This window comes from Mycobacterium liflandii, assembly GCF_022354805.1.
GTDB classification, from domain to species: domain Bacteria; phylum Actinomycetota; class Actinomycetes; order Mycobacteriales; family Mycobacteriaceae; genus Mycobacterium; species Mycobacterium marinum.
The window spans coordinates 256,825-283,208 of the sequence record NZ_CP023138.1; the positions used below are offsets into that span (position 1 = coordinate 256,825).

Sequence of the window (26,384 nt, forward strand, 5' to 3'; positions counted from 1 at the left end):
CGGCCATCACGCGACGTCGATCACCACCTTGCCCAGCACCTTGCGTTCGGCGACGTAGCGCAGCGCGGCAGGCGTGTCGGCCAATGGGAAGCGGGCGCCGATGTGCGGCCGGATCTTTCCGGCGGCGAACATCTGTGACAGCTCTGCGACATCGCGGGCGCACTCGTCGGGGTAGTCGCCCATGAAGGTGCGGATCTCCATGCCGCGGATGGTGAGGTTCTTGAGCATCACCAGGTTGAGCGGAATGGCCGGAATGGATCCGGCCGCGTAGCCCAGGGTGACGAAGATGCCCCCGCGGGCCAGACCACGCAGCGCGGGTTCGGCGTACGATCCGCCGACGGGATCGAGGACGACGCGGGCGCTCTCTCCGGTCAGTTCCCGGATTCGCAGCTTCAGGTCCTCCTGGTCATAGTCGACGACGGCCTCGGCGCCGCGCTGGCGGCACAAACCCAGCTTCTCCGGACTGGATGCCGCTGCCAGCACCCGGGCACCCATCGCCACCGCCAGATCGACGGCGGCCAGGCCCACACCGCCTGCCGCGCCGAGCACCACAACCCAATCACCCTGCAACACTTGGGCTACCGAGCGCAGCGCATGATAGGCGGTGCGGTAGGTGACGCCGAACGCGGCGGCGGACGCGAAGTCGGCGTCGTCGGGGATGGGTTGGGCCGCGGCCCCGTCGAGCAGCGCCAACTCGGCGAACGCCCCGAACGTCGTGCCGAATACGCGTTGCCCCGGAACCAGAGTCACGCCTGCGCCGGCGCCCACGACTTCGCCGGCGATCTCGTTGCCGGGGACGAACGGGGGTGGGATCTTGATCTGGTACTTGCCCGCGATGAACAGCACGTCGGGAAAGTTGACCGCCGCGGCGCGAACCCGCACCAGCACCTGACCGGGTGCGGGAACGGGATCGGGAACTTCGTCCAGCACCAGATCTTCCGGTGGACCGTAGGCGTTACAGACGATCGCGCGCATTCAACTGACTCCCAGCCCGAGCAGACAGAACCGTACGAGATGCTCGATGTCGTCTCGGCCGGGCCGCTCGGCCGAACCCACGTACCTGCGCATCGTCGCAACCGTGCAACCGTAGACCGCCTCGACGTCACGATCCACGTCGGAGCTGCCCAGTGCGGTGACCGGTGCGGTGAGTAGATCACGCAGCGGGCGCAGCATTTCCCGGTCGGTTGCAAGCCAATTCGACAGTTGCCCGGCGGCCGCGCGACTCATGCTGATCAGGTGTGGGTCGGCAACCTGGGCTAGCGTGCCCTCGATCCAGCGCGCGATCTTGGTGTCCGGGCGTGACTCCTTGGCCATCTGATGTTCCAGGTAGGACACCACAATGGCGACACCGCGCTCCATCACGGCCAGGATCAGATCGTCCTTGCCGGCGAAATACCGATAGAACGCCTTGTTCGACGAACCGGCCTCGGCGACGATGTCGCTGACCCGTGGAGGTTCGGGAGCGGCGCGTTCCATCACCCGCACCGCGGCGGCGAGAATGCGCTCCACTTCCTCGGTGGCCTCGCGCTGGCGGTCATCGAGCGCGCGCTCGACTGCGGCGGTGACTCGATCGCTCACGGTGAATCGGGAAGGGCCGGAACACGGTCGACGAGTTGGCCGTACTTGGCGCGGGCGGCCGCTTGCCGGACGGCCAGTGATTCGCTGGGCCACTGCGGGTCTTCGGGCTCGTAGTTCTTCAGCAGCATCCGCGCCAGGTTCACCTTGTGGGCTTCGGTGGGGCCGTCTGCCAGCCCCAGCGCAACACCGCCGAGTAGCACGCTGACCAGCGGTAGCTGATCGGTGGTGCCCAGCGCGCCGTGCACCTGGATGGCACGCAGACCAATCGATTTGAGCACTTGGGATGCCCGGATCTTGCAGGCGCCGATCTCGGCGCGCGCCGCGTGCTCGCCGGCGGTGTCGATCATCCAGGCCGCGTGTAGCACCGCCAGCCGGAACGGCATCAGCTCGGTGTAGGAGTCGGCGATGAACGCTTGCACCAACTGCTTATCGGCCAGCGAACTGCCCTGGGTGAATCGACTTTTCGCTCGACGTGACATCATCTCGACCGCACGCTGCGCCACCCCGATGGAGCGCATCGCGTGATGCAGCCGGCCACCGGCCAGGCGGGTTTGCAGGATCAGAAATCCCTGCCCCGGTTCCCCAAGCAGCGCATCCGCACCGACTCGAACGTCGTCGTAGTGCACCAGGGAGTGACCCGGTTCGTGGGGCAGGGCGCCGACCAGGTGGTGGTTGGCTTCGATGGTCAAGCCCTTGGTTCCAGCCGGGACCAGGAACGTCGACGCTCCGTGGTGAACGGCCACATCCGGATTGGTGATCGCGACGACGATGAAAAACGATGCGACCGAGGCGTTGGACGAGAAATACTTGCGGCCGCTGATCACCCAATCGTCACCGTCGCGGACGGCGCGGGTGGTGAAGACGCGCGGATCGGCACCGCCCTGCGGCTCGGTCATGGAGAAGCAGGAGAAGATCTCGCCGGACAGCAAGCCCTGCAGGTAGCGGTCCTTTTGATCCGGGGTGCCAAACCGCGCAATGATCTCCGCGTTGCCGGTGTCGGGTGCCTGGGTGCCGAACACGATCGGAGCCCAGGGGCTGCGTCCCAGGATCTCGTTGATCAGGGTCAGTTTCACCGCGCCAAAGCCCTGCCCGCCGAGTTCCGGACCCAAATGTGGGGCCCACAAGCCTTCGTCGCGAACTCGTTGTTTGAGGGGATCCACGATGCGGCGGCGTTCATCGTTGAGCGGCAGGAACTCGCAGCCGGGGAACACCACCTCGAGCGGTTCCACCTCCTCGCGCACGAACCCGCGGATCCAGTCGAGCTTCTTCTCGAACTCCGGTTCGGTGGAGTAGTCCCAAGGCATTCGCGTGCTCCTGTCTTTCAGGGAATGCCGCCGTCGGCGCGCAAGATCGATCCGGTGGTGAAGCTGGATGCGTCAGAAGCCAGAAACAATGCCGCTCCGAGGATTTCGGGTGGGTTTCCGGCGCGCCGCAGGGCTAGGTGGCCGAATGGATTCTGCGTGGCCGCATCGAGGTTCCAGGCCTTGCTGACATCGGTCAGAAACGGCCCAGCCATCAATGTGTTGACGCGCACCGTCGGTCCGAATGCCCGCGCCAGGCCCTCGGTCATCGCGTTGAGCCCGGCCTTTGCCGCGGCATAGGGAATGATGTCGGCGCTCGGGCGCAGCGAACCGGCCGAACTCACGTTGATGATGGAGCCTCCATCGGCAGCCACCATCCGCTCACCGACCAACGCCGAGAGCCGGAACGGGCCCTTGAGGTTGAGGTTGAGCACCGCATCGAACAGCTTCTCGGTGACGTCGCTCAGCTTGTCGTAGAGCGGCGACATGCCCGCGTTGTTGATCAGTGTGTCGATCTTGCCGAAGCGTTCGTAGGACGCCGCGACCAGCCCGTCGAGCTGATCCCAGCGCCCCACATGCACTTGATAGGCCAGGGCGGAGCGCCCGGTCTCGGACTCGATCTCGGTGGCGGTGGCCACGCAGTTATCCAGGTTGCGGCTGGCGATCACCACGTCGGCGCCGCAGCGTGCCGCCGCAAAGGCCATCTGCCGGCCCAGGCCGCGGCTGCCCCCGGTGATCAGGACAACGTGGTCGGTGAGGTCGAAAAGCTGGTCGGCATAACCCATTTCAACGCGCCTTGGTTGCGCGGGCCAGCTCGGCGGCGGTGGCGATCAGCCGGGGGATCATCGCAGCGAACGCGTCCTTGATCTTGGGATCCACCCCGCCTGTGTGGGGCCCGGCGCGCACGGCGGCGGCGTAGGTCTTCTCCAGCACGATGCCCAGTTTCCAGTTCGCCAACACCAGGTAGTAGTCGATGTTGTCGGTGGACAGCCCGCTGACCTTCTCGTAGTGCTCGAGCAGTTCGCTGCGCTTCGGCATGGCACTCATGTCCAGATAGAACCCGTCGGCGCGCGGCTCTTCACCGTCATAGCCCAGCAATGACCAGGCCAGATCCAGCAGCGGGTCGCCGATCGTGGTCATCTCCCAGTCCACAATCGCGGCCAGTCGGGCGAGTTCCCCGTGGGCGAACATGACATTGGCGAACTGTTAGTCGCCGTGCATGATGCCCGGCGTGTAATGCGCCGGCCGGTTGCGGCGCAACCAGTCCGAGGCCGCGTCCAGCCCGGGCAGTTCGCGCACCTGGTAGGCCGCGAGAAAGTGCAGCCACCGGTCGACCTGGCGCTCATGGAATCCGTCCGGGCGGCCGAAGCCCTCCAGGCCCTGGCCGCGCCAGTCCACCCGGCCCAGTTTGGCCGCCCCCTCGACGAGTTGCAGCGCCAGCCCGCGGCGGGCTGGCAGGTCGGTGTCGAAGGGTGCGGGCCACCCGCCGTCCATCGGGCTCCATCCATCGATGGCCCTCATCAGGTAGAACGGCATGCCCAGCACCGATCCGGTCTCGTCGGTAGCGATCAGTTCTGCGTGCGGCACGTCGGTGCCGGACAGGGCCCTTACCAGCCGGATCTCGCGCAACAAGCCGTCAATGCGGGCCGCGTCGGCACGCGGGCCGGGCATGCGCAGCACCATGCTCTGATCGCCGCGGCGCACCAGATACAGCGTGTTCTGCGAACCGCCCCCGAGCTGCTCGAGCACGGGCTCCTCGCCGCTGCCGGGCGCATGGCGGCTATCCAGCCAGCGCCCCAGAACAGCCGCATTCAGCGAGGTCCCGCCTTCGGTCTCCATCGGCCGCACTCCAAACTCTCATTTTGGAGAATAGCATTCTCGGTGGGAGTGGGGCGGGCCCGGACGAGCAGTGGCCGCACGGAACCCCGGTGGTCTGATACGCCGAGTATTCGGTGAACGCGCGCGAGCCGTGGATATAGCAGCGCCCCAGCGACGAGCAGGGCATCGCCACTTAGGGCCCAGGGACGCCGGGTCCGCCGTCACCCCCGTTCCCGTCGGGTCCACCGGCGGGGGGTCCGCCGGTGCCGGTGCCGGGGGTGGCGCCGGCGATGCCGTCTTGGCCGCTAGCCCCCATCGCCCCGGTTGCCCCGGGCTGACCGTCGGGGCTCTGGGTTGAGGGGGTTTCGCCTCCGGCGCCGCCGTTGCCGCCGGTAGCCCCGATGCCGCCGTTTCCGCCGTTGCCGCCCGTTCCGCCGTTGCCGCCGTCGCCGTAGAGGCCGCCGGTGCCGCCGGCCACGCCTGCTCCGCCGTTGCTACCGGTGCCTCCGGTGGCGCCGATACCGCCGGTCCCGCCGTCACCGGCCGCGCCGCCAGGGCCGTGAAAGCCGTTTCCGCCGTTGCCGCCTGTTCCGCCGGTGCCGCCGCCGTTGCCGCCGTTGCCGCCGTCGCCGCCCTCGCCGCCCTGGCCGGGTAAGACGGAGGTGCCTAACCCGAGGCCGCCGTTGCCGCCGTTTCCGCCGGCGCCGCTGCCGTCGCCGCCTGCCCCACCGTCACCGCCCCAGCCGCCGGCGATTGCGGCGTAGCCGCCGGTGCCGCCGATGGTGCCGGGTCCGCCGCTGCCGCCGTCGCCACCGTTACCGCCGAAGGGCTGGTCGAAGTCGGCGTAGCCGTTGCCGCCGGTGCCGCCTGCTTGGCCGGCGTAGGCGCCGTTGCCGCCGGTGCCGCCGTTGAGGGTGGGGTCGGTGGAGGTGTAGCCGTCTCCGCCGCGTCCGCCGCTGCCGTTGGTGGTGGTGGTGGGGGTGGTGCCGTTGATGCCGTGGGCGGCGGTGTCGGTGCCGTCGCCGCTGGTGCCGCCGGCCCCGCCGAGTCCGCCGATGCCGGGGTTACCGCCGTTGCCGCCGTCACCGCCGTCGAGGTGCAGGGCATCACCGTTGGCGCCGGCGCCGCCGTTGCCGGCGATCGCGCCGTTACCGCCGGTGCCGCCGTTACCGCCGGCCCCGGTTATCCCGGTGCTGCCGAACCAGCCGGTGCCACCGCCGTTACCGCCGTTGCCGCCGCTGGTCCCGGCGGTCGTCGCGGTTGCGCCCGCGCCTCCGGCTCCGCCCGCACCGCCGGCACCGCCGGCCCCGCCGTCGTGTCCGGTCTGGCCGGTTTGTCCGGTCAAACCCTGGGCACCCGCCCCGCCGGCCCCGCCGGCCCCGCCATCACCGAACATCCAGCCGCCTCGGCCCGCGCCTCCACCGGAGCCCCCGGCCCCAGTGTTGGAGGTGCCCCCGGCCCCGCCGGCTCCACCGTCGCCGGCCACCCAGCCGCCGTTACCGCCATGACCGCCGCCACCGCCCACACCCGTACCCGAGATGCCGCCGGCCCCGCCGGCCCCATCGGCCCCGAACAACCCCGTGCCGCCGCCATGACCCCCCACCCCGGCGGTGGTCAGGCCATTGCCGCCGGTCCCGCCTTGGCCCCCAGCACCGAACAGCCAGCCGCCGGCGCCCCCGCCGCCCCCGACACCGCCGGCCCCGCTCGCGGAGGCCCCGCCGGCCCCGCCGACACCGCCGGTACCGATCAACCCGGCGCTGCCCCCACGGCCCCCGGCCTGACCGGCCGCACCCGATCCGCCCCGACCCCCATTGCCCCACAACAGGCCGCCGGCGCCGCCATTGCCTCCGGTGCCATCCACCCCATTGGCGCCATCACCGATAAGCGGGCGCCCCAACCAGGCCATCGTCGGGGCATTGAGGGCCCCCATCACATCGGCGCCGGCGCTCTGCAACACCGATACCCCCGCCGCCTCGGCCCCGGCATAGGAATCCGCGGCCGCATCCAACGCCGCGACAAACCGGCCATGAAACACCGCCGCCTGCGCGCTGATCGTCTGATAGGCCTGCCCATGACCATCAAATAGCCGGGCCACCGCCACCGACACCTCATCGGCGCCCAATGCTCCCGCCAACGCCGTGGTCGGCCCCGCCGCCCACGCCCCGGCGGTCTGCACACCCGAGCCGATCACCGCCGCCTGGGCGGCAGCGGTCCCCAACACCTCCGGGCTAGCAAACACAAAAGACATGACCGTCTCCCCCGACTGGTAGCTCGCCCAACACCAACACGCAATCACCACACCGCGAGCACAGCGATACTAGCCATCTGAAAACCGACGATTCCGGTTTTCCGGGAAAATTCACCCATCCCCACCCAACCCGCTCATCTCCACCACGCGGCAACGCCGTCTCGTGGCTGCCGCGCCGGGGCCCTGCGGGCCAACATCACGTTGGCGACTAGCGGCCACCAGGGCGACCGCGACTGCCTCCCTCGCCGCCCGAGCGGTTTGGTCCGGGGCCTTCGCCGGGGCCACCGTCGCTGCCGACAACCTGCTGTCCGTTCAGGGTGCTGGTGCCGCCGTGGCCGCCATTGCCGCCGGAGCCGCCGACGGCGGAGCTCACCCTGGTGGTGCCGGCGTTGCCGCCCCACCCGCCCTCGCCGCCCCAGCCGCCGTAGCCGTCGGTGCCCAGGCCGCCGGCACCACCTAGGCCGCCGTTGCCGCCGTTGCCGGCGAACGTGCCCGCCCCGTCTCCACCGGCGCCGCCGCTGCCGCCGCACCCGCCGTCGCCGCCGGTGCCGCCTGTGCCGCCGGTGCCGCCGGTGCCGCCGGTGCCGCCGGTGCCGGGACTTGACCAGGGGCCACCGTTACCGGCGTAGCCGCCCGAGCCGCCGCGCCCGCCGTCGCCGCCCGCGCCGCCGGCTCCGTAGACGTTGTCTCCGCCAAGCCCGCCCTTGCCGCCGTGCCCGCCTTGGGCGCCAGTCTGTGCTCCGCGGCCGGCGTCGCCGGCGTCGCCGCCAGCCCCGCCCTTGCCGGCGACGCCGTGGGCAGTGTTGGAGGAACCACCGTTGCCGCCGGTACCCCCGCTACCACCAACGCCGGCAGCGGTCTGGCCGTCACCGCCGGTCCCGCCGGTCCCGCCGTGGCCCCCATTGCCGGCGGTGGTTCCGGCGCCGCCGGTGCCGCCGGCACCACCAGTCGCCCCGCGGTTGGACGCATTCTCGCCGCCGATGCCCCCATTGCCGCCATTCCCGCCGGCCCCGCCGTGCCCGTTGGCCAACAACGTGCTGCCGCCGCCGGCGCCACCGTTGCCGCCCGCGCCGCCGGCCGCGCCGTTGGCGTTGATCCCGCCGTTTCCACAGTCGCCGCCGTTGCCGCCGTGGCCACCGACGTTTCCTCTTGGGGTGTATCGGGTGTTGCCGTCGCCCCCTCGGCCCCCGCCACCACCGTCGCCGCCAACCCCGTCATCGCTGGCGGTGCCGCCATCCCCGCCTTTGCCGCCGGTGCCTGCGGTGCCGCCGTTGCCGTTTCCGCCGGCGCCGCCGTTTCCGCCGGTGCCTCCGGTGCTGGCGCCGCCGTTTCCGCCGATTCCGCCGTCGACGTCGTTGGCGCCGTTGCCCTCACCGCCGGCGCCGCCGGCGCCTCCTGCGCCTCCCGCGCTGACTCCGGCAGCGCCGTTGCCGCCGATGAAACCAGTACCGCCGATACCGCCATTGCCGCCGTTGCGGTTGGCGCCGAGTGCGGCATTGCCGTTGGCGCCCTTGCCGCCGTTACCGCCGTTACCGTCGTTACCGTCGTTTCCGGTGGCGCCCGTGGCGGCTCTGCTCGATTCATCACCGCTGAGGCCGCCGTAACCGCCCTGATTGCCACTCCCGCCGTGCCCGCCGGCACCACCGGCGCCCGTGGTGCCGTCGTTGAATCCGTTTCCGGCGGTGTGCCCACCACCAACGCCGCCGTGACCACCGTTGCCGCCGAGGCCGCCGCGACCGCCGTCCCCACCGGAATGGCCGTCAACATTGAAGGGACCTAGAGGTGTATCGCCTCGTGAGCCGTCACCGCCGATGCCGCCGGTCCCGCCGATGCCACCTGCCCCGCCGACGCCACCGTTGCCCTTGATCAGGCCGCCCTCGCCGCCAGCCCCGCCAACCCCGCCGCTACCCCCGAGACCGCCTTGAAACCCTTTGTCGCCCGGGGTGAGCCCGGCGCCGCCCGTGCCGCCCTGGCCGCCCTGGCCACCCGTGCCGCCGGCCCCACCGTGGCCGTAGTCGCCGGCGTTGCCTCCTTTGCCGCCGGCCCCACCGTCACTACCCCTGCCGCCTTCGAGATGGGTCGCGTCGCCGGCGGTACCGGTGGCGCCGTGCCCGCCGTCGCCGCCGCGACCACCATCGCCGATTTTCCCGGCGTCACCGCCGGCGCCTCCGGCGCCCCCGGCAACATTCGGGTCAAACGACGCCGCCCCGGGCGCGCCGGCCCCGCCGTCGCCGAGCAACAATCCACCGCGGCCGCCGGCTCCGCCGGCCATTGTGGCCGCACTCGAGCCAGCCAGACCCGCTCCGCCGGCCCCGCCGGTCCCGATCAACCCCGCATCTCCACCGCGGCCGGCAACGGTGGTGGCCGTGGCCGCCGCCCCCGTCCCGCCATCACCGAACAGCAAGCCACCCGCCTCGCCCGCGCCGCCGTTGACTCCGGCCACCCCCGGTGCGCCATTGCCGATCAAGTCCCGCCCGATTGCTGCCTCGAACGGCGCATTGATCACCGGATCCACCACCTGGCCCAGCGGACTGGTGATCCAGGCCTGGCTCAGCGTATGTGCTGGCTGCACCAACAATGCGTCAGATTCCGCGCCGATCACCGCCTGCACCACCCCCACCGGGCCCTCCCCGGCTTTGGCCGTGGCGGCCGCCGCCTCGTAGGCACCGGACAGCACTGCGGTCGGCCCGGCCGTGGCGTCCCACACCTGCCCCAACGCGGCGGCGCTGGCGGCCTCCGCACTCGCGTAGGCCTTCGCGGCGGCGTCAAGGGTCCGCCCGAACCCTCCCTGCAGGCCGTCCAGAAACTCCTCGAGCACCACCTCGTACTCCTGCGCGTGATCGGCGAACAACGCAGCGATCCCCACCGACACCTCATCGGCGCCAGCGGCCAACAACCCCATCGTCGGAGCCGCCGCCGCCCTGCTGGCAGTACTCACCGCTGACCCGATGCCGGCCACCTCCGCTGCCGCCGCACTCAACTGCTGCGGAGCCACATTCACAAACGACACAGCGCACCACCCATCGGTCGACAAGGCCTTTGGCCCAACAACATCGCTGACGATAAATGCGCAGGCCAGCGCCGTATTGGCGAATCAAATCCGCCATCAAATGTTGAGAAGGGCCACCCCGGACCACGCTCTCGCGGCCGTCTCAACCCCGCGGTGATGAACAGCAACATTGCTGACCGTCAGACACCGTTCGCGTCTCACGCACGCAAACCGGGGGGGGCTCACCCGCGAAAGCCACAACCCGGCCAGCGCCTGCCCAAACCAGGCATGAACCCACGATTTCCGCGCTCGGACAATGGCCACCACAGCGGGCACCGGCCACCCCATGCGGCGAGGCCACGTGCGAGGCTGGGCCGAGCGACCCCGACCGTGGGCAGCGCACCACACCAACCACCGCATGGGAGCCCATATGCAGATGCTGCTGGTCCGGCACGCGCTGCCGCTGCGCAGCGAGCATGGCGAAGGTTCGGATCCGGTCCTGTCCGACACCGGGGTAGCGCAGGTCAGCCGCCTGCCCGAGGCGCTTTCCCGATTCCCCATCACCCGGGTGATCAGCAGTCCACAGCGCCGTGCCGTCCAGACCGCCGAACCCGTCGCGACCGCGCGCGGCCTGGCCATCGACATCGACGATCGCTTCGCCGAATACGACCGCGACCTGCCGCACTACATTCCCGTCGAGCAGATCCGCACCGAGAAGCCCCAGGAGTGGGCGCGGATGGCGCAGGGGAAGCTGCCCAGCGCGGTCGATGAGGACGCCTTTCGTGCGCGGGTTCGTGCGGTGGTTGACGACGTGGTGTCCGCGGCTGGCTCCGACGACACGGTCGCGGTGTTCAGCCATGGCGGAGTGATCAACGTGGTGCTGCACGAGATTCTGGGGACCGCGCGGCTCTTGTCGTTTCCTATCGACTACGCCTCGATCACCCGGCTGCTGTTCTCGCGGACCGGCCAGGCCACGGTGGCCACGGTGAATTCGACCGAACACGTGTGGGATCTGCTGCCCCGAAACCAGCGGTGGTAGCCCAGTGGCAGCTGCCGCCGACGAATTTCGACGTGCCGACACGCCCGGGGAGCAAATGGGTGGTGGGCGGTGGTAAACAAGTTCGGTGACTTCGGTAGACCGACTCGACGGCCTCGACCTGGCCGCGCTGGACGGGTATCTGCGTTCACTCGGTCTGGGGCGAGAGGGTGAGCTACGCGGCGAGCTGATCTCCGGCGGCCGCTCCAATCTGACATTCCGGGTCTACGACGATGCGACGAGTTGGCTGGTGCGGCGGCCACCGTTGCATGGGTTGACGCCTTCGGCGCACGACATGGCTCGTGAATACCGGGTGGTGGCGGCGCTGCAGGACACCCCGGTTCCGGTGGCCCGCGCGATCGCGCTGTGCGAGGACGACACGGTGCTGGGCGCGCCCTTCCAGATTGTGGAGTTCGTGGCCGGGCAGGTGGTGCGCCGGCGGGCCCAGCTCGAAGTGCTGGGTAGCAGGGCGATCGACGGCTGTGTTGACTCACTGATCCGGGTGCTCGTCGACCTGCACAGCATCGATCCGGGCGCCGTTGGGCTTGGCGATTTCGGCAAACCCGACGGCTACCTGCAGCGTCAGGTGCGTCGATGGGGGTCGCAGTGGGACCTGGTGCGGTTGCCTGACGACCGCCGTGACGGCGACGTCGCGCGACTGCATTCGGCTCTGCAGCAAGCTATTCCGACGCAGAGTCGCACGTCGATCGTGCACGGCGACTACCGGATCGACAACACCATCTTGGACGCCGATGACCCGACGCGGGTTCGCGCGGTGGTCGATTGGGAACTTTCGACGCTGGGGGATCCGCTCAGCGACGCGGCGCTGATGTGCGTGTATCGCGACCCCGCACTGGACCTGATCGTCAACACCCAGGCCGCCTGGACGTCCCCATTGCTACCGACGGCCGACGAGTTGGCCGACCGGTATTCGCTGGTTTCCGGGATGTCGCTGGGGCATTGGGAGTTCTACATGGCGTTGGCCTACTTCAAACTCGCCATCATCGCCGCCGGTATCGACTTCCGCAGACGCATGTCCGAGCTGGCCGATGGGAAAACCGATGCCTCCGATGAGGCCCCCGAGGTCGTTTCGCCGTTGATCTCTCGTGGCCTGGCGGAGATCAGCAAGCCGATCTCCTAGCCTCAGATCGAATGTCTGCCCGGGTTTTCCGGGGTGCGAGCCCGATTGGCGTACGCGGCCGGTCAACGCCCGGGGTTGGTGGCCCGCAGTGCCTGCGCGTGACTCTTTTTCGCCTCGCGGCGCAGCTGCAGAATCCGCGCGGTGCCGACCGCGACGGTCAGCAAACCGCCCCCCACGGCCGCCAGCAGTATCGCCACGCCCAGGGGCAGGCTCCAATGCCAGCCGAAGAAGGCGAAAGCCGTCGAGGCGGTGTTTTGGGCGATGAAGATCAGCAAGACGATCAGCACCAGGAAGCCGGTGATCAGTGAGGACCACAACGCGGCCGCCCGGGTGAACTTGATCGGGGGTTCCCCCGAACTCGGAGCGGGCTTTGGCGCCGGCGTCGAGGGCGCTTTGGTCTGGGGTGGGGGACCAGCTGAGCCAGATTGGTTGCTGCTCATACCGTCATGTTTACCCTTTTTTCCGCGGTGAAGGTAATTAAATCTCCGCTGGCAACTTTGCTGCGCTTTCACGTCTGCGCGGCAACACACCATTGCGGACGATAGTGTCGGGTGCATGGGGACGCTGCGGCGCATGTGCCGCGCAACACTCGCCGCAGCGCTGTGCGTTGTGATGGTGTGTTCGGTCGCGGCCTGTGGCAGTTCGGACCCGTTCGGGACCACCAGCTGTGGCATCAACTCGATCGTGGTCGGGTCTGGCGACTTCCCGGAATCGCAGATTGTCGCCGAACTCTATGCACAGGCGTTGCGGGCAAATGGCTTCGAGGTCGGAATGCGGTTGGGAATCGGCAGCCGCGAAACCTACATCCCGGCGCTCAAGGACCATTCCATCGATCTGGTTCCGGAGTACATCGGAAACCTCTTGCTGTACTTCGACCCACACGCCACCGTGACCCTGCTGGACGCCGTCGAACTGGAGCTCTACCGGCGGCTGCCCGGCGATCTGTCGGTTCTCACGCCGTCGCCGGCTTCGGATACCGACACGGTCACCGTCACCAGTGCGACCGCCGGCAAGTGGAACCTGAAGACGATCGCGGACCTGGCCCCGCATTCCGCGAATCTGCGGTTCGCGGCGCCCTCGGCGTTCCAGAACAGGCCGTCCGGATTGCGTGGGCTGCGCGAGAAATACGGGCTCGACATCTCACCTCAGAATTTCGTGACGATCAACGACGGCGGCGGCGCGGTAACAGTGCGCGCGTTGCTGGACGGAACGGTCGACGCCGCCGACATTTTCAGCACGTCACCGGCGATCCGGCAGAACCACCTGGTGGTGCTCGCCGATCCGGAGCACAACTTTCGGGCCGGCAACATTGTGCCGCTGCTCAATTCGCAGAAGAAGTCCGATCGCATCAAAGACGTCCTGGATGCGGTGTCCGCGAAGTTGACCACCGAAGGCGTGGCTGAGCTCAACGCTTCGGTATCGGGCAACGGTGGCATCGACCCTAATGAGGCCGCACGGAAATGGCTGCACGACAACGGCTTCGATCATCCGATCCGGCCCTAGAGACCAACTGGGAAACGCATTGATCAGGTTTGACAATGTCGACAAGGTGTACGCCGACGGCACCACCGCCGTGGACCAACTGAGCCTCGAGGTCGCCGACGGCATGCTGACCGTTTTCGTCGGCCCATCGGGCTGTGGCAAGACGACGGCGCTGCGCATGATCAATCGCATGGTCGAGCCGAGTTCGGGCGCCGTCACCGTCAACGGCACCGACGTCTCCACGGTGAACCCGGTGAAGTTGCGCCTCGGAATCGGCTACGTCATCCAAAACGCGGGGCTGATGCCCCATCAGCGGGTGATCGACAATGTCGCGACGGTGCCGGTGTTGAAGGGGCAGTCCCGCCGGGCCGCCCGCAAAGCGGCCTACGAAGTACTCGAACGGGTAGGTCTCAGGGCTCCGGCGTTGTTGATTAGCAGGCTTGTGAGCTGGGTTGATGATCTTTGGTGCCGCGCTATTGGGGCCGGAGTGTAGGCACGGGCTATCTGGAGAACGATCGAGTTGGTTACTGTTCGTCGTTGGTCTGGAGTTGCCCGTGCCTACCGTTTCAGTATTGCCTGTGTCGTCGGTTCCAGAGGTGTTCGACCGCTGGAGTCCTGGTGAGCGCAGCGAGCTCATCGGATCGGAGTTTCTCGGTGTGTTGGCCTCGGTGCCAGACCCGAGGGACCCACGCGGTCGGAGGTATTCGCTGATGGCTTTGTTGGCGATCGCGGTTCTGGCCACTGCCGCGGGGATGCGCGGCTATGCTGGTTTTGCCACATGGGCGGCCACCGCTCCCGATGATGTGTTGGCCCAATTAGGGGTCCGGTTCCGGCGGCCCAGTGAGAAGACCTTCCGCGCTGTTTTGTCTCGGCTAGACCCCGCCGACCTCAACGCCAGGATGGGCAGTTACTTCACTGCACACGTGGCCAGCAGCGACCCCAGTGGATTGGTGCCGATCGCGTTGGACGGCAAGATGCTGCGTGGTGCCTTTACGCGCCAAAGCGACAGCCACGCATCTCGTGTCGGTGTTCGCCCACCGTGCCCGATTGGTGCTCGGTCAACTCGCTGTCGCCGAGAAAAGCAATGAAATTCCCTGCGTACGTGCCCTGCTCACGCTGCTGCCGGGTAGCTTGCGGTGGCTGGTCACCGTGGATGCGATGCATACCCAGGTCGTCACCGCGAAGTTGATCTGCGCCACCTTGAAGTCGCACTACCTGATGATCGTCAAGTCCAACCAAGCCAAAATACTTGCGCGTATCACCGCGCTGCCCTGGGCCGAGGTGCCCACAGCCGCTACCGACGACTCCCGCGGCCACGGCCGTGTCGAGACCCGCACCCTGCAAATCATCACCGCTGCACGAGGAATCGGCTTCCCCTACGCAAAACAAATCATCCGGATCACTCGTGAACGCTTGATCACCGCCACCGACCAGCGCAGCGTGGAGGTGGTCTATGCCATCTGCAGCCTGCCGTTCGAGCACGCCCGCCCTACCGCGATCATGACCTGGATGCGTCAACACTGGGGAATCGAGAACAGCCTGCACTGGATACGCGACGTCACCTTCGACGAAGACCGTCAAAGGGCACATACCGGAAACGGCGCACAGGTCCTAGCAACGCTACGCAACACCGCGATCAATCTGCACCGCCTCAACGGCGCCGACAACATCGCCGAAGCCTGCCGGATCACCGCTTTGACCGCCAACCGCCGCCTAGACCTCCTCAATCCACAATTCCCCAGCTCACAAGCCTGCTAATCAACAACGCCGGAGCCCTGGGGTAGGTCTGAACCCCAAGGTGGCCAGCCGTTATCCGGCCCAACTCTCCGGTGGCGAACAACAGCGGGTCGGGCTGGCGCGGGCGCTGGCGGCTGACCCGCCGATCCTGTTGATGGACGAGGCCTTCTCTGCTGTCGACCCGGTGGTACGCCATGACCTGCAGAACGAAATCCTGCGTCTGCAAAGCGATCTACACAAGACCATCGTTTTCGTCACGCACGACATCGACGAGGCGTTCAAACTCGGTGAGGTGGTGGCGGTGTTCGCGCCGGGCGGTCGGTTGCAGCAATGTGACCAGCCCGCCCGGCTGCTGGCCCGCCCGGCCAATGAGTTCGTGTCGAAATTCATTGGCTTGGGCCGTGGCTACCGGTTGCTGCAACTCTTCGATGGGGCGGGGCTCGAGCTGCATGACCTCGAGCGGATCTGTGTGAGCAGTCTGGGGCGGTCGCAACCGCCCGATGGCTGGGCGCTGGTGGTCAGCGACGATGACGTCCCGGTGGGCTGGATTGACGCCGACGGATTGCGCCGCCATCGCGATGGTGCGACCTTGCCGGACGCCATGACCGTGGTCGGGGCGGTGTTCCGGCCGAACGGCAACCTTAGCCAGGCGCTGGATGCCGCGCTGTCGTCGCCGTCATCCATGGGTGTGGCCGTCGACGACGGCGGCAAGGTCATCGGTGGAGTGCTGGCCGATGACGTGCTGTCCGCGTTGAAAAGCCGGCGATAAGGCCCGGGTATGCATTACTTGATGACCCACCTCGGCACCGCCTGGGCGCTGACCATGGTCCATCTGCGGCTGTCGTTGATTCCGGTGCTGATCGGTACGGCGATCGCGATCCCGCTGGGCTTGTTCGTGCAGCACGCACCGACGCTTCGTCGGTTGACGACGGCAACCGCCAGCGTGGTCTTCACCATCCCGTCGCTCGCGCTGTTCGTGGTGTTGCCGCTGATCATCAAGACGCGGATCCTGCAAGAGGCGAACGTGATCATCGCGCTGTCGGCCTACACCACCGCCCTGCTGGTGCGTGCGGTGCTGGAGGCCCTGGATGCGGTGCCCGCGCAGGTCCGGGATGCCGCCGTGGCGGTCGGCTATTCGCCGATTGCGCGAATGCTGAAAGTCGAACTGCCGCTGTCAATTCCGGTGCTGGTATCCGGCCTGCGGGTGGTCGTCGTGACCAATATCGCGATGGTTTCGGTGGGGGCGGTGATCGGCATCGGCGGTCTGGGCACCTGGTTCACCGCGGGTTACCTGATGGACAAGAGTGACCAGATCGTGGCCGGCATCACCGTGATGTTTGTCCTGGCCATTCTGATCGACATGGTGCTCAACGTGGCCGGCAGGTTGGCCACGCCGTGGGAGCGCAGCTCGCGTGGCCGGCGTCGGTTCAGATCTCCGATCGTGGGTGGGGCTCGATGAACTTCCTGCAACAGGCGCTGTCCTACTTGTCCACCGCCGCAAATTGGACCGGATCGGCCGGCCTGGCTCACCGTACCGCCGAGCACCTGGAATACACCGCGCTGGCCGTGACGGCGTCGGCACTGGTTGCCATACCGATTGGGTTGATCATCGGCCACACCGGCCGTGGTCAGTTGCTGGTGGTGAGCGCGGTCAACGGGCTGCGCGCCTTGCCGACGCTGGGCGTGTTGCTGCTCGGTGTGCTGTTGTTCGGGCTGGGTCTGGGGCCGCCGATAGTCGCGCTGATGCTGTTGGGCATGCCGCCGCTACTTGCCGGCACCTACGCGGGCATCGCCAGCGTCGACCCGCTGGTGGTCGATGCCGCCCGTGCGATGGGGATGACCGAGGCCCAGGTGGTGTTGCGCGTCGAGATGCCCAACGCCCTGCCACTGATACTCGGCGGGTTGCGCAGCGCGACGCTGCAGGTGGTTGCCACCGCGACGGTGGCTGCCTACGCCAGCCTGGGCGGGCTGGGCCGCTACCTGATCGATGGGATCAAGGAACGTCAGTTCCATATCGCCTTAGTCGGTGCGCTGATGGTGGCGGCGCTGGCGCTGTCTTTGGACGGGCTGCTGGCGTTGGCGGGATGGGCGTCGGTGCCCGGTACCGGCCGCGTGAGCAGGTTCTGGCACCAGCCAGATGACCGAATTGACGTTGCAGTTAGTCCCAATTCCGCCGCGGTTGGTTCACACGTCCTACGGTAGAGATGTGAACTCAGTTTCCTCTGATCCGGCTCGGCGCCTCTGGACGGCTATGTTGACGTGGCGTGCTCAAGACGTCTCGCGCATGGAATCGGTACGAATTCAGGTGTCCGGCAAGCGGATCAGGGCAAATGGCCGCATTGTGGCGGCCGCTACCGCCAGCAATCCCGCATTCGGCGCTTTCTACGATCTGCAGACCGACGAGACCGGCGCCACCAAGCGGTTCGGACTGACCGTCACGCTGGCCGAGCGGGAACGTCAGCTCGCGATCGCCCGGGACGAAGAGAACATGTGGTTGGTCACCGACCACCAGGGTGAGAGCCGAGCGGGGTACAACGGCGCGCTGGACATCGACCTGGTGTTCAGCCCGTTCTTCAACGCGCTGCCGATCCGGCGCCTCGGAATCCACGAGCGTGCGGAGATGATCACCTTGCCGATGGTCTACGTCAACGTGCCGGAGATGAGTGTCGACGCGGCCACCGTGAGCTACAGCAGTGAGGGCCGCCTGGATGGCATCAAGTTGCGCTCCCCGGTCGCCGATACCACCGTGACCGTCGACGATGAAGGTTTCATCCTGGACTATCCAGGCTTGGCAGAGCGGATTTGATCACGCCGCCCGCCCGGCCGGCCGCCGCCAGTCGTTCGCGCCAGCGCGGCTCGCCGATCGTCACCGTGGAGATGTCGGAGCGCGGGAAGCTCTCGTAGCGGGTGCGCGCGGCGTTGCCCGCGTCGACCAGGTCGGCCACCGAGCCATTGCAGGCCAACGAATCGCGTGCGCGGTTGAGCAATTCGATGATTCGGTCCGCAGCCGGCACCAACTGTCCGGTGTTGGCCTCGCACATCGCCCGAACCAGGTCGGGAGCGGTGCCGGCAACGCGGGTGGCGTCCCGGAACGAACCCGCGGCCAGAGCAAAAGCCAGGGGGACTTCGGCGGCGGTGACCGCCAGTGCCTCGGCGAGCAGGTGGGGCAGGTGTGAGATCGCCGCCGCGGCCGCGTCGTGCTCGTCGGACTTGGCCGGCACGACCACCGCTCCGCAGTCCAGCGCCAGCTGCATCACCATCGACCACACCACGGGATCCACGTGGTCGTCGACGCTGACGACCCAGGGTGCCCGCGTGAATAGGGCGCCGTGACCAGCCCCCCAACCGGAGTGTGCGGTGCCGGTCATCGGGTGACCGCCGACGAAGCGCTCGCGCAGACCGGCCTCGATGACTTCCTCCAAGACGGCGGTCTTGACGCTGGTCACGTCGGTCAGCGGGCAGTTAGGGGCCAACTCGCGGATGTGGGTCAGCATGCTCGGCAACGCCGGCATAGGAACGGCCAGCACAATCAATGCGGTGGTGTCGGCGGCCCGGGCCAGTGTTTCGGCGAGATCGGTGGTGGCCTCAAATCCGTCCGACTGGGCGCCGTTGGCGCCTTCCACCGACCGGTTGTAGCCGAAGACCACACGATCTGCTGCAGCGGTGGCCCGCATGATGGAACCACCGATCAAGCCCAGCCCGAGTACACACACGGGTGTCGTCTGCACAGTCCCAAGGTTGGCACACTTGTATTGCTTGTGCGTGTCCGCCGCCGCGCTTGCCCAGCGGCGCTGGTCAAGGGTCATCTGGTCACAAACCTGGCCAGCGACTACCGTAAGCGCCCATGGGAGCACAACGGGCCGCAGCGAAAGGCCCGTCCGCGGAAACGCCGGACGGTTTCGGCGTTGCCGTGGTTCGTGAAGAAGGCAAATGGCGTTGCGCCGCGATGAGTCCGAAGGCCTTGGCCACGCTGTCGGAGGCCGAAACCGAGCTGCGGGAATTGCGCAGCTCGGGAGCTGTCTTCGGGCTCCTGGACATCGATGACGAGTTCTTTGTCATCCTGCGTCCGGCGCCTTCAGGGACACGGCTGCTGTTGTCGGACGCCACCGCGGCACTTGACTACGACATCGCGGCTGAAGTCCTAGACAGCCTGGACTCTGAAATAGATCCCGAGGACCTCGAGGATGCCGACCCGTTCGAGGAAGGCGATTTGGGCCTGCTGGCAGATATCGGCCTGCCCGAGGCCGTGCTGGGGGTCATCCTCGACGAGACTGACCTCTACGCCGACGAACAACTCGGCCGCATCGCCCGGGAAATGGGCTTCGCGGAGCAGCTGTCGGCGATAATCGACCGCCTCGGTCGGTGATCGCGGACGAAGATCTGGTCCGCGCCGCCCTGGCGGCAGCAGCGACGGCCGGTCCGCGCGACGTACCCATCGGTGCGGTGGTGATCTCCGCTGACGGGACCGAACTCGCCCGCGCGGTAAACGCCCGCGAGGAACTCGGCGATCCGACCGCCCACGCCGAGATCCTGGCGTTGCGGGCGGCGGCGCGAGTGCTCGGGGATGGGTGGCGGCTCGAAGGCGCCACGCTGGCGGTAACGGTCGAACCGTGCACCATGTGTGCGGGTGCTCTGGTGCTGGCGCGGGTGGCTCGTTTGGTGTTCGGTGCGTGGGAACCCAAGACTGGCGCGGTCGGTTCCTTGTGGGATGTGGTGCGCGATCGTCGGCTTAATCACCGCCCGCAAGTGCGCGGTGGTGTCCTCGCGCAGGAGTGCGCTGCGCCCCTGGAAGAGTTCTTCGGCCGCCAGCGATTGGGGTGACGGGCCATCGGTTCGGTAAGCTGCTCGGCGGTGGCGTGTCCGAGCGGCCTAAGGAGCACGCCTCGAAAGCGTGTGACGGCTAAAACCGTCCGAGGGTTCAAATCCCTCCGCCACCGCCAAGCGATGAGTCGACCCGTGGGTGACACCACGGGTCACGTCATCGGCTACAGATTCCCCGGCCGTCGGCCGGGGTTTTTGTTCTTGGCGTGGATTGGCGCGCAATCTTCGACGAGCGGACCAAGGCCGGGCAGCATCACAGCTCCGTGGCCATCGTGGTCGCGCGAACGGTGACGCACCGGGTCGACCATAGAACTCTCCAGCCACTGCTCCCTCCAGTGGCGGGTGTCGCGTCCCTTCAACGTGTGGTCTCGGCCTAGAGCCGTTTTGAGGCGGCGCCTTCCCGTTCGAGACATTGGTTTCACGTACTAGACAGATTTGTTTCAAATAACCTGTGTGGCAATATATTTCGCCACATCGCTACTTACGATACGCGGGAATCGGCACTGGAGCCGATGGGTGACGAGCGGTTTAGCCCATTTTTCCGATGGTGCCCGCCTATCGCAGAGGAGTGGTGTGATGTCGTTTGTTTCGGTGGGTCCGGGTCTGTTGAAGGCGGCTGCTCGGGATTTGGCGGGTCTGGGTGCGGGGCTTCGGGAGGCCAATCTGGCGGCGGCCGGTGCCACGGTGGGGGGTGTTGCCGGCTGCCGGTGATGAGGTGTCGGCCGCGATTGCGGAATTGTTTGGTGGTTTCGGTCGGGAGTACCAGGCGATGGGTGCTCGGGTGGCGTTGCTCCACGACGACTTCGTGCGGGCGCTGACCGCGGGCGGGAGCGCCTATGGGCAGGCCGAGGCGCTGAATATGTGGCCGTTGCAGGAGCTCGAACAGCAGGCGCTGGGGGTGGTCAATGCGCCGAGTATGGCGTTGTTCGGCCGTCCGTTGATCGGTAATGGAGTTGATGGGGTCGCGGGCACTGGGCAGGCCGGTGGGGCCGGCGGGATCTTGTGGGGCAACGGCGGAAATGGTGGGTCGGGGGCGGCCGGAGCCAACGGTGGAGCCGGTGGTTCCGCGGGTCTTATCGGCACCGGTGGCGTGGGTGGTGCCGGTGGCGTCGGTGCTGCGGGTATGACCGGCGGGTCTGGTGGGGCCGGGGGCAGTGGTGGCTGGTTGTGGGGTGCGGGTGGCTCCGGTGGTGTGGGTGGTGCTGGGGGCGTGGGTGCCGGCGCCGGTGGCATCGGCGGGCATGGTGGTGCTGGTGGCGCCGGGGGTGTGGCGCGTTCGTTGTTGTTTGGCACCGGCGGAGCCGGCGGTGCGGGCGGGGTCGGTGGTGGTGGGGCAGCTGGCGTCGACAGCGGTACTCCAGGAGGCAGGGGAGGTATTGGCGGTGTCGGTGGCGCGGGTGGTGCTGGTGTTGTCGGGGGTGCGAGCCGATCGTTGTTGTTCGGCGCCGGCGGGGTCGGTGGCGAGGGCGCTTCGGGCGGGCTAGGCGGCGGCGGAGGTGCCGGGGCCAGCGGTGTGGGCTTCGATATGGCGGGCGGTGCTAGTGGCGATGGCGGCGCCGGTGGTGCCGCCGGTGCCGGGGGTTCCGGAGGCTCCGGTGGATGGCTGTGGGGTAACGCCGGGCAGACCGCGGGTGCCGGTGTTGGCGGTGCTGGTGGCGCTGGTGGTGCGGGTGGCGCCGGTGACCAGGGTGTTTCTGGTGTTGCGCCGGGTGAGGCGGGTGCGGTTGGTTTTGCCGGTGGTGCCGGGGGCGCTGGCGGTGCGGGCGGTAACGGTGTTGGTGGTGGCGTGAACGGTGCTGGCGGCGCTGGTGGTGCTGGCGGCGTTGGTGGTGGCGGTGGCGCGGGGGCTAGTGGTGTGGGTGCGGGTGTGGCCAGCGGTGACGGCGGGACCGGGGGTGCTGGGGGTGCGGCCGGCGTGGGTGGCGCGGCCGGTACTGGTGGCACCGGCGGTGCTGCGGGTGTGGCCGGTACCGGCGGTGCTGGTGGCGCTGATGGTGCGGGTAGTGATGCCAGCCTGGCGGGCCAGGCCGGTTTTGCTGGTGGCTCCGGTGGTGCTGGTGGCGTTGGGGGTAGTGCCGGGGCCGGCGGTGTTAATGGCTCCGGTGGTGATGGGGGTGCCGGGGCTGCGGGTGGGGCCGGTGGCGCTAGTGCGACCGTGGCGGGCTCCGGTGGTGATGGCGGTGCGGGTGGCGCCGCGGGTGGCGGTGTCGGGGCTGCGGGTCTCGGTGGTGATGGTGGCCACGCCGGTGCCGGTGGTGCCGGTGGTGAGGGACTCAGTGGCGGCTTCAACACCGGTGCGGCTGGCGGGATCGGTGGCGCTGGTGGTGCCGGGGGAACCGGTGGTGACTCCGGTGGTGTGGGCGGTGTCAACGGTGACGGCGGTGCTGGTGGTGGCGGTGGCCGTGGTGGTGATGGTGGTTCGAGCACCACGGTGGCCGGTGTGGGTGGTGCTGGGGGTGCTGGCGGTGCCGGCGGTGATAGCGGCATGGTTGCTGGTGCGGGCGGTACGGGTGGTCAGGCCGGTGATGGCGGGTTCGGTGGGTTCGGTGGTGCCGGTATCGATGGTGGTGGTGCGGCCGGTGCCCGCGGCGGCGATGGTGGGGCTGGCGGTGTCGGCGGTGCGGCCGAGGCCACCGGCACCGGTGGTGCCGGGGGTAGTGGTGGTGCCGCCGGTGGTGGCGGTAGTGGTGCCAGCGCGGTCGGTGCGGGCCTAGCTGGTGGTGCCGGTGGTGATGGTGGCATCGGTGGTGCTGCGGGTGCTGGTGGCAGTGGGTTTGTGGCCGGTGCTGACGGTAATGGTGGCTTTGGTGGCGCTGGTGGTGCGGGTGGCGCCGGTGACCAGGGTGTGTCTGGTGTTGCGCCGGGTGAGGCGGGTGCGGTTGGTTTTGCCGGTGGCGCTGGGGGCGCTGGCGGTGCGGGCGGTAACGGTGTTGGTGGTGGCGTGAACGGTGCTGGCGGTGCTGGTGGTGCTGGTGGCGTTGGTGGTGGCGGTGGCGCCGGGGCCAGTGGTGTGGGTGCGGGTGTGGCCGGCGGTGACGGCGGGACCGGGGGTGCTGGGGGTGCGGCCGGCGTCGGTGGCGCGGCCGGTACCGGTGGCGTCGGCGGTGCTGCGGGTGTGTCCGGTACCGGTGGTGATGGTGGCGCTGGTGGTGCGGGTAGTGATGCCAGCCTGGCGGGCCAGGCCGGTTTTGCTGGTGGCTCCGGTGGTGCTGGTGGCGTTGGGGGTAGTGCCGGGGCCGGCGGTGTTAATGGCTCCGGTGGTGATGGGGGTGCCGGGGCTGCGGGTGGGGCCGGTGGCGCTAGTGCGACCGTGGCGGGCTCCGGTGGTGTTGGTGGTGATGGCGGTGCGGGTGGCGCCGCGGGTGGCGGTGTCGGGGCTGCGGGTCTCGGTGGTGATGGTGGCCACGCCGGTGCCGGTGGTGCCGGTGGTGAGGGACTCAGTGGCGGCTTCAACACCGGTGCGGCTGGCGGGATCGGTGGCGCTGGTGGTGCCGGGGGAACCGGTGGTGACTCCGGTGGTGTGGGCGGTGTCAACGGTGACGGCGGCGCCGGCGGTATCGGTGGCCGTGGCGGTGATGGTGGCTCCAGCACGAGCACGTCCGGTGTGGGTGGTGCCGGAGGCGCGGGCGGTAACGGCGGCAACGCAGGCTTCGGTGTGGGCGCCGGCGGCACGGGTGGCAGCGCAGGTGACGGCGGTGCTGGCGGGTTCGGCGGTGCCGGTATCGACGGCAGCGGCGCGGCCGGTGCCCGCGGCGGCGATGGCGGGGCTGGCGGTGGCGGTGGCGCCGGAGGTGTTGACGGCGTCGGTGGCGCCAGCGGAAACGGTGGCGCGGCAGGCGCTGGCGGGGCCGGGGGCAGCGGCATCGGTGCTGGCATTGATGGTGGTGCCGGTGGCGCCGGAGGGACCGGCGGTGCGGCAGGGTTCCCAGGCGGCGGAGGTACCACGGGAGCTTGGGGTACCGGTGGCGCCGGTGGTGCCGGCGGTGCTGGTGGCGCCGGCGACCACGGTGGCGTAGGCGTCAACCCGGGTGACTCGGGTACGGCCGGGTGGGCTGGTGGTGCTGGTGGTGCCGGCGGCAGCGCCGCGTTCAACGGCGTCAACGGTGCTGGTGGTGCTGGCGGCAACGGTGGTGCCGGTGGCGGCGGCGGTGCCGGGGCCAGTGGTATCGGCGCCGGTGTGGCCGGCGGTGACGGCGGAACCGGCGGTACTGGTGGCGCCGCCGGAACTGGTGGCGCGGCGGGAACCGGCGGCACCGGAGGCGCTGCGGGTGCAGCCGGTAGCGCTGGTGATGGTGGCGCCGGGGGTGCTGGTGGCGCTGGTGACGACGGCAGCGCAGGAGTGGTCTCGGGCGACCCGGGCACGGCCGGGAAGGCCGGGGGTGCCAGTGGAGCTGGTGGCGTCGGCGGCAATGGTGTTGCGGGCGGAGTCAACGGCAGCGGCGGTGCTGGCGGTGCAGGCGGCGCAGGCGGCACGGGTGGTGCCGGGGCCAGCGGCGTCCCCGCTAGCGTGGACGGCGGCGACGGCGGCGCAGGTGGTGCCGGTGGTGCGGCCGGTTCCGGTGGTGCGGCCGGCACGGGTGGCAGCGGTGGCAGTGCGGGTAACACGGGTGCCGGCGGTGCCGGCGGCGATGGCGGCGTCGGGGGCGCCGGCGGCAATGCCGAAGGACCGGGCCTGTTCGGTTACGACGGCGGCATGGGCGGGGCTGGCGGTGCTGGCGGCAGCGCCGGGTCTACTGGCGTCAACGGAGACGGCGGTGCCGGTGGCGCGGGCGGTGTTGGCGGCCTCGGTGGCGATAGTGCGGCTACGGCCGGTGGTGGTGGAGCCGGCGGCGATGGCGGCGCTGGTGGTGCCGCGGGCGCCGGTGCGGGTATCGCGGGTTCAGCTGGTGACGGCGGGCACGCCGGTGCGGGCGGTGCCGGCGGTGCAGGCCTAAGCGGCGGATTCAACACCGGTGCTGCCGGTGGTATCGGTGGCGCAGGTGGTGCCGGGGGAACCGGCGGTGACTCCGGTGGCGTCGGTGGTGTTAACGGTGACGGCGGTGCCGGCGGCAATGGCGGGGCCGGCGCGAACGGCACCGCCAGCCCGGGTGTCCCTGGCCCCGGGGCTGGCGGCGACGCCGGGGCCGGCGGGAATGGAGGCGCCGGTGGGGGCAGCGGCGCACGTAACGGTGACGGCGGTGACGGCGGAGTGGGTGGCCGCGGCGGCGATGGCCATATCCACCCGAGCGGTTTCCGTATCAACGGCGGCGATGGCGGGGCTGGCGGCGCCGCAGGACTTGCCGGCGTCAATGGCGCTAGTGCCGCTGGCGATGCCGGCCACGGCGGCGATGGCGGGGCCGGCGGGAACGGCAGTGTCGGCGCGTCGGGAGCAGATGGCGTGGGGGCAGGAGCTACCGGCGGTTTCGGCTCCCAAGGTGGCGATGGCGGTAAGGGTGGTGCCGGTGGAGCCGGCGTGAATGGAGTTGGTGGCGGCGACGGTGGCAAGGGCGGCACCGGTGGTGCCGGCGGGGCCGGCGGGGCCGGCGGAGCGGGTAGCGATGGCATCATCCCGTCGAATGGCGGCCTCGGCGGCAACGGCGGCTCGGGCGGTCTGGGCGGGGCAGGTGGTGCCGGTACCGACGGCGGAGCGTCGGGCGCCACTGGCACCTACGGCACCGGAGGCGCAGGAGGGGCCGGAGGCGCCGGAGGAAACGCCACCGGCGGCGCGGGCGAGGGCGGCGGCCTCGGTGGCAACGGTGGCAACGGTGGTCAAGCATTCGGGGATGGTGTCGGCGGCGCCGGTGGTATCGGCGGCAAGGGTGGCAATGCCGCTATCGGCACCATCGTCATAAATGGTGGAGTTGGCGGGGCGGGCAGTTCCGGCGGCTTGGGAGGTGCCACCGAGGACGGGGTAGGTGGTGTCGGAGGCGCCGGCGGGGCCGGCGGCAATGGTGGTCGGGGCGACACGTTGTTCACGGTCGGCGGCAGTGGCGGCACCGGCGGTGACGGCGGCGGCGGTAGCGCTAGCGGAAGCGGCACTGGTGGCTCCGGCGGTACCGGTGGCGTTGGAGGGATAGGCGGCGATGGCAAACTAGGCGGCTTCGGCGGCGACGGCGGCGACGGTGGTGACGGCGGGTTCGGTGTCATCGGCGGCCAAGGCGGCGGCGGTGGGTTCGGAGGCCTCGGCGGGACGGGCGCGGGTGGCGCGCCTTCCGATAACGGGATCAACGGTGAACCAGGCAACCCGGGCTGAG

Annotated in this window: 18 protein-coding genes, 1 tRNA gene and 4 pseudogenes; 14 read left to right on the top strand and 9 right to left on the bottom strand. The window is 69.2% G+C overall.

Going from position 1 to position 26,384, the window contains the following annotated elements:
- Positions 1-6: 6 nt before the first annotated feature.
- From CKW46_RS01280 to CKW46_RS01310, 7 genes and pseudogenes are all read right to left on the bottom strand, one after another.
- Positions 7-975 (bottom strand): NADPH:quinone oxidoreductase family protein, encoded by a 969-nt coding sequence (locus CKW46_RS01280; RefSeq protein ID WP_015357570.1) that lies wholly within the window; start codon positions 973-975, stop codon positions 7-9.
- Positions 976-1,578 carry a TetR/AcrR family transcriptional regulator gene (locus tag CKW46_RS01285; protein WP_015357571.1) on the bottom strand — a complete coding sequence of 201 codons (603 nt, stop codon included), beginning with the start codon at positions 1,576-1,578 and terminating at the stop codon, positions 976-978. It lies immediately after the preceding gene.
- Positions 1,575-2,882 (bottom strand): acyl-CoA dehydrogenase family protein, encoded by a 1,308-nt coding sequence (locus CKW46_RS01290; RefSeq protein WP_482052690.1) that lies wholly within the window; start codon positions 2,880-2,882, stop codon positions 1,575-1,577. Before CKW46_RS01290 ends, CKW46_RS01285 begins: the two co-directional genes overlap by 4 nt.
- 17 nt (positions 2,883-2,899) lie before the next feature.
- Complete coding sequence (locus CKW46_RS01295; RefSeq protein WP_482052691.1) at positions 2,900-3,664, bottom strand: SDR family NAD(P)-dependent oxidoreductase; 765 nt, start codon at positions 3,662-3,664, stop codon at positions 2,900-2,902.
- Position 3,665: 1 nt separating this feature from the next.
- A pseudogene (locus CKW46_RS01300) lies at positions 3,666-4,718 on the bottom strand (phosphotransferase family protein).
- A 172-nt stretch (positions 4,719-4,890) separates the two neighbouring features.
- Positions 4,891-6,945 carry a PE family protein gene (locus CKW46_RS01305; protein WP_482052692.1) on the bottom strand — a complete coding sequence of 685 codons (2,055 nt, stop codon included), beginning with the start codon at positions 6,943-6,945 and terminating at the stop codon, positions 4,891-4,893.
- Positions 6,946-7,153: 208 nt separating this feature from the next.
- Positions 7,154-9,955 carry a PE family protein gene (locus CKW46_RS01310; RefSeq protein WP_482052693.1) on the bottom strand — a complete coding sequence of 934 codons (2,802 nt, stop codon included), beginning with the start codon at positions 9,953-9,955 and terminating at the stop codon, positions 7,154-7,156.
- A gap of 409 nt (positions 9,956-10,364) precedes the next feature.
- Between CKW46_RS01310 and CKW46_RS01315 the strand changes: the two genes are divergently transcribed.
- Positions 10,365-10,973: a histidine phosphatase family protein gene (locus tag CKW46_RS01315; protein WP_015357576.1), complete on the top strand. Its 609-nt coding sequence runs from the start codon at positions 10,365-10,367 to the stop codon at positions 10,971-10,973.
- 85 nt (positions 10,974-11,058) lie between these two features.
- Entirely contained in the window at positions 11,059-12,111 is a 1,053-nt protein-coding gene (locus tag CKW46_RS01320; protein ID WP_020726931.1) for a phosphotransferase family protein, read from the top strand.
- Between the two features lie 62 nt (positions 12,112-12,173).
- Here CKW46_RS01320 and CKW46_RS01325 read toward each other — a convergent pair whose 3' ends face one another.
- Positions 12,174-12,551: a LapA family protein gene (locus tag CKW46_RS01325; protein WP_011741980.1), complete on the bottom strand. Its 378-nt coding sequence runs from the start codon at positions 12,549-12,551 to the stop codon at positions 12,174-12,176.
- A 115-nt stretch (positions 12,552-12,666) separates the two neighbouring features.
- On the opposite strand from CKW46_RS01325, the gene CKW46_RS01330 reads away from it, so the two are divergent.
- The 7 genes and pseudogenes from CKW46_RS01330 (at position 12,667) to CKW46_RS01360 (ending at position 18,136) form a co-directional block, all read left to right on the top strand.
- Positions 12,667-13,614, top strand: coding sequence for an ABC transporter substrate-binding protein (locus CKW46_RS01330; RefSeq protein ID WP_482052694.1), 948 nt, complete (start codon positions 12,667-12,669; stop codon positions 13,612-13,614).
- Positions 13,615-13,633: 19 nt separating this feature from the next.
- A pseudogene (locus tag CKW46_RS01335) lies at positions 13,634-14,005 on the top strand (ATP-binding cassette domain-containing protein); the annotation flags it as partial.
- Between the two features lie 142 nt (positions 14,006-14,147).
- Positions 14,148-15,351 (top strand): annotated as a pseudogene (locus CKW46_RS01340) (ISAs1-like element IS2404/ISMul1 family transposase).
- 22 nt (positions 15,352-15,373) lie between these two features.
- Positions 15,374-16,099, top strand: a pseudogene (locus CKW46_RS01345) (ATP-binding cassette domain-containing protein); the annotation flags it as partial.
- A gap of 9 nt (positions 16,100-16,108) precedes the next feature.
- The gene (locus CKW46_RS01350) at positions 16,109-16,789 is read left to right on the top strand and encodes an ABC transporter permease (RefSeq protein ID WP_012396805.1); all 681 of its coding nucleotides are present in this window, start codon (positions 16,109-16,111) and stop codon (positions 16,787-16,789) included.
- On the top strand, positions 16,786-17,532 hold the full coding sequence (locus CKW46_RS01355; protein WP_015357580.1) for an ABC transporter permease: 747 nt from the start codon (positions 16,786-16,788) through the stop codon (positions 17,530-17,532). Before CKW46_RS01350 ends, CKW46_RS01355 begins: the two co-directional genes overlap by 4 nt.
- Before the next feature lie 4 nt (positions 17,533-17,536).
- A complete protein-coding gene (locus CKW46_RS01360; protein WP_036450676.1) occupies positions 17,537-18,136 on the top strand; it encodes a putative glycolipid-binding domain-containing protein in 600 nt (199 codons plus the stop codon).
- Here CKW46_RS01360 and CKW46_RS01365 read toward each other — a convergent pair.
- A complete protein-coding gene (locus tag CKW46_RS01365) occupies positions 18,099-19,043 on the bottom strand; it encodes a prephenate dehydrogenase (RefSeq protein WP_482053498.1) in 945 nt (314 codons plus the stop codon). The two genes, CKW46_RS01360 and CKW46_RS01365, sit on opposite strands and share 38 nt — an antisense overlap.
- Positions 19,044-19,174: 131 nt before the next feature.
- On the opposite strand from CKW46_RS01365, the gene CKW46_RS01370 reads away from it, so the two are divergent.
- From CKW46_RS01370 to CKW46_RS01390, 5 genes are all read left to right on the top strand, one after another.
- A complete protein-coding gene (locus tag CKW46_RS01370; RefSeq protein ID WP_011741974.1) occupies positions 19,175-19,696 on the top strand; it encodes a tRNA adenosine deaminase-associated protein in 522 nt (173 codons plus the stop codon).
- The gene (locus tag CKW46_RS01375) at positions 19,693-20,151 is read left to right on the top strand and encodes a nucleoside deaminase (RefSeq protein WP_012396801.1); all 459 of its coding nucleotides are present in this window, start codon (positions 19,693-19,695) and stop codon (positions 20,149-20,151) included. Before CKW46_RS01370 ends, CKW46_RS01375 begins: the two co-directional genes overlap by 4 nt.
- Before the next feature lie 29 nt (positions 20,152-20,180).
- Positions 20,181-20,270 (top strand) — tRNA-Ser (locus CKW46_RS01380).
- A 457-nt stretch (positions 20,271-20,727) separates the two neighbouring features.
- Positions 20,728-20,862, top strand: coding sequence for a PE domain-containing protein (locus tag CKW46_RS01385; RefSeq protein WP_482052695.1), 135 nt, complete (start codon positions 20,728-20,730; stop codon positions 20,860-20,862).
- Entirely contained in the window at positions 20,843-26,383 is a 5,541-nt protein-coding gene (locus tag CKW46_RS01390; protein ID WP_482052696.1) for a PE family protein, read from the top strand. Before CKW46_RS01385 ends, CKW46_RS01390 begins: the two co-directional genes overlap by 20 nt.
- The last annotated feature ends 1 nt before the right edge of the window (position 26,384 follow it).

Coding starts and splice junctions, on each gene's coding strand:
- CKW46_RS01305 (WP_482052692.1), bottom strand. CDS start 6,945: ATGTCTTTTGTGTTTGCTAGCCCGGAGGTGTTGGGGACCGCTGCCGCC.
- CKW46_RS01325 (WP_011741980.1), bottom strand. CDS start 12,551: ATGAGCAGCAACCAATCTGGCTCAGCTGGTCCCCCACCCCAGACCAAA.
- CKW46_RS01350 (WP_012396805.1), top strand. CDS start 16,109: ATGCATTACTTGATGACCCACCTCGGCACCGCCTGGGCGCTGACCATG.
- CKW46_RS01295 (WP_482052691.1), bottom strand. CDS start 3,664: ATGGGTTATGCCGACCAGCTTTTCGACCTCACCGACCACGTTGTCCTG.
- CKW46_RS01330 (WP_482052694.1), top strand. CDS start 12,667: ATGGGGACGCTGCGGCGCATGTGCCGCGCAACACTCGCCGCAGCGCTG.
- CKW46_RS01290 (WP_482052690.1), bottom strand. CDS start 2,882: ATGCCTTGGGACTACTCCACCGAACCGGAGTTCGAGAAGAAGCTCGAC.
- CKW46_RS01280 (WP_015357570.1), bottom strand. CDS start 975: ATGCGCGCGATCGTCTGTAACGCCTACGGTCCACCGGAAGATCTGGTG.
- CKW46_RS01355 (WP_015357580.1), top strand. CDS start 16,786: ATGAACTTCCTGCAACAGGCGCTGTCCTACTTGTCCACCGCCGCAAAT.
- CKW46_RS01315 (WP_015357576.1), top strand. CDS start 10,365: ATGCAGATGCTGCTGGTCCGGCACGCGCTGCCGCTGCGCAGCGAGCAT.
- CKW46_RS01370 (WP_011741974.1), top strand. CDS start 19,175: ATGGGAGCACAACGGGCCGCAGCGAAAGGCCCGTCCGCGGAAACGCCG.
- CKW46_RS01385 (WP_482052695.1), top strand. CDS start 20,728: ATGTCGTTTGTTTCGGTGGGTCCGGGTCTGTTGAAGGCGGCTGCTCGG.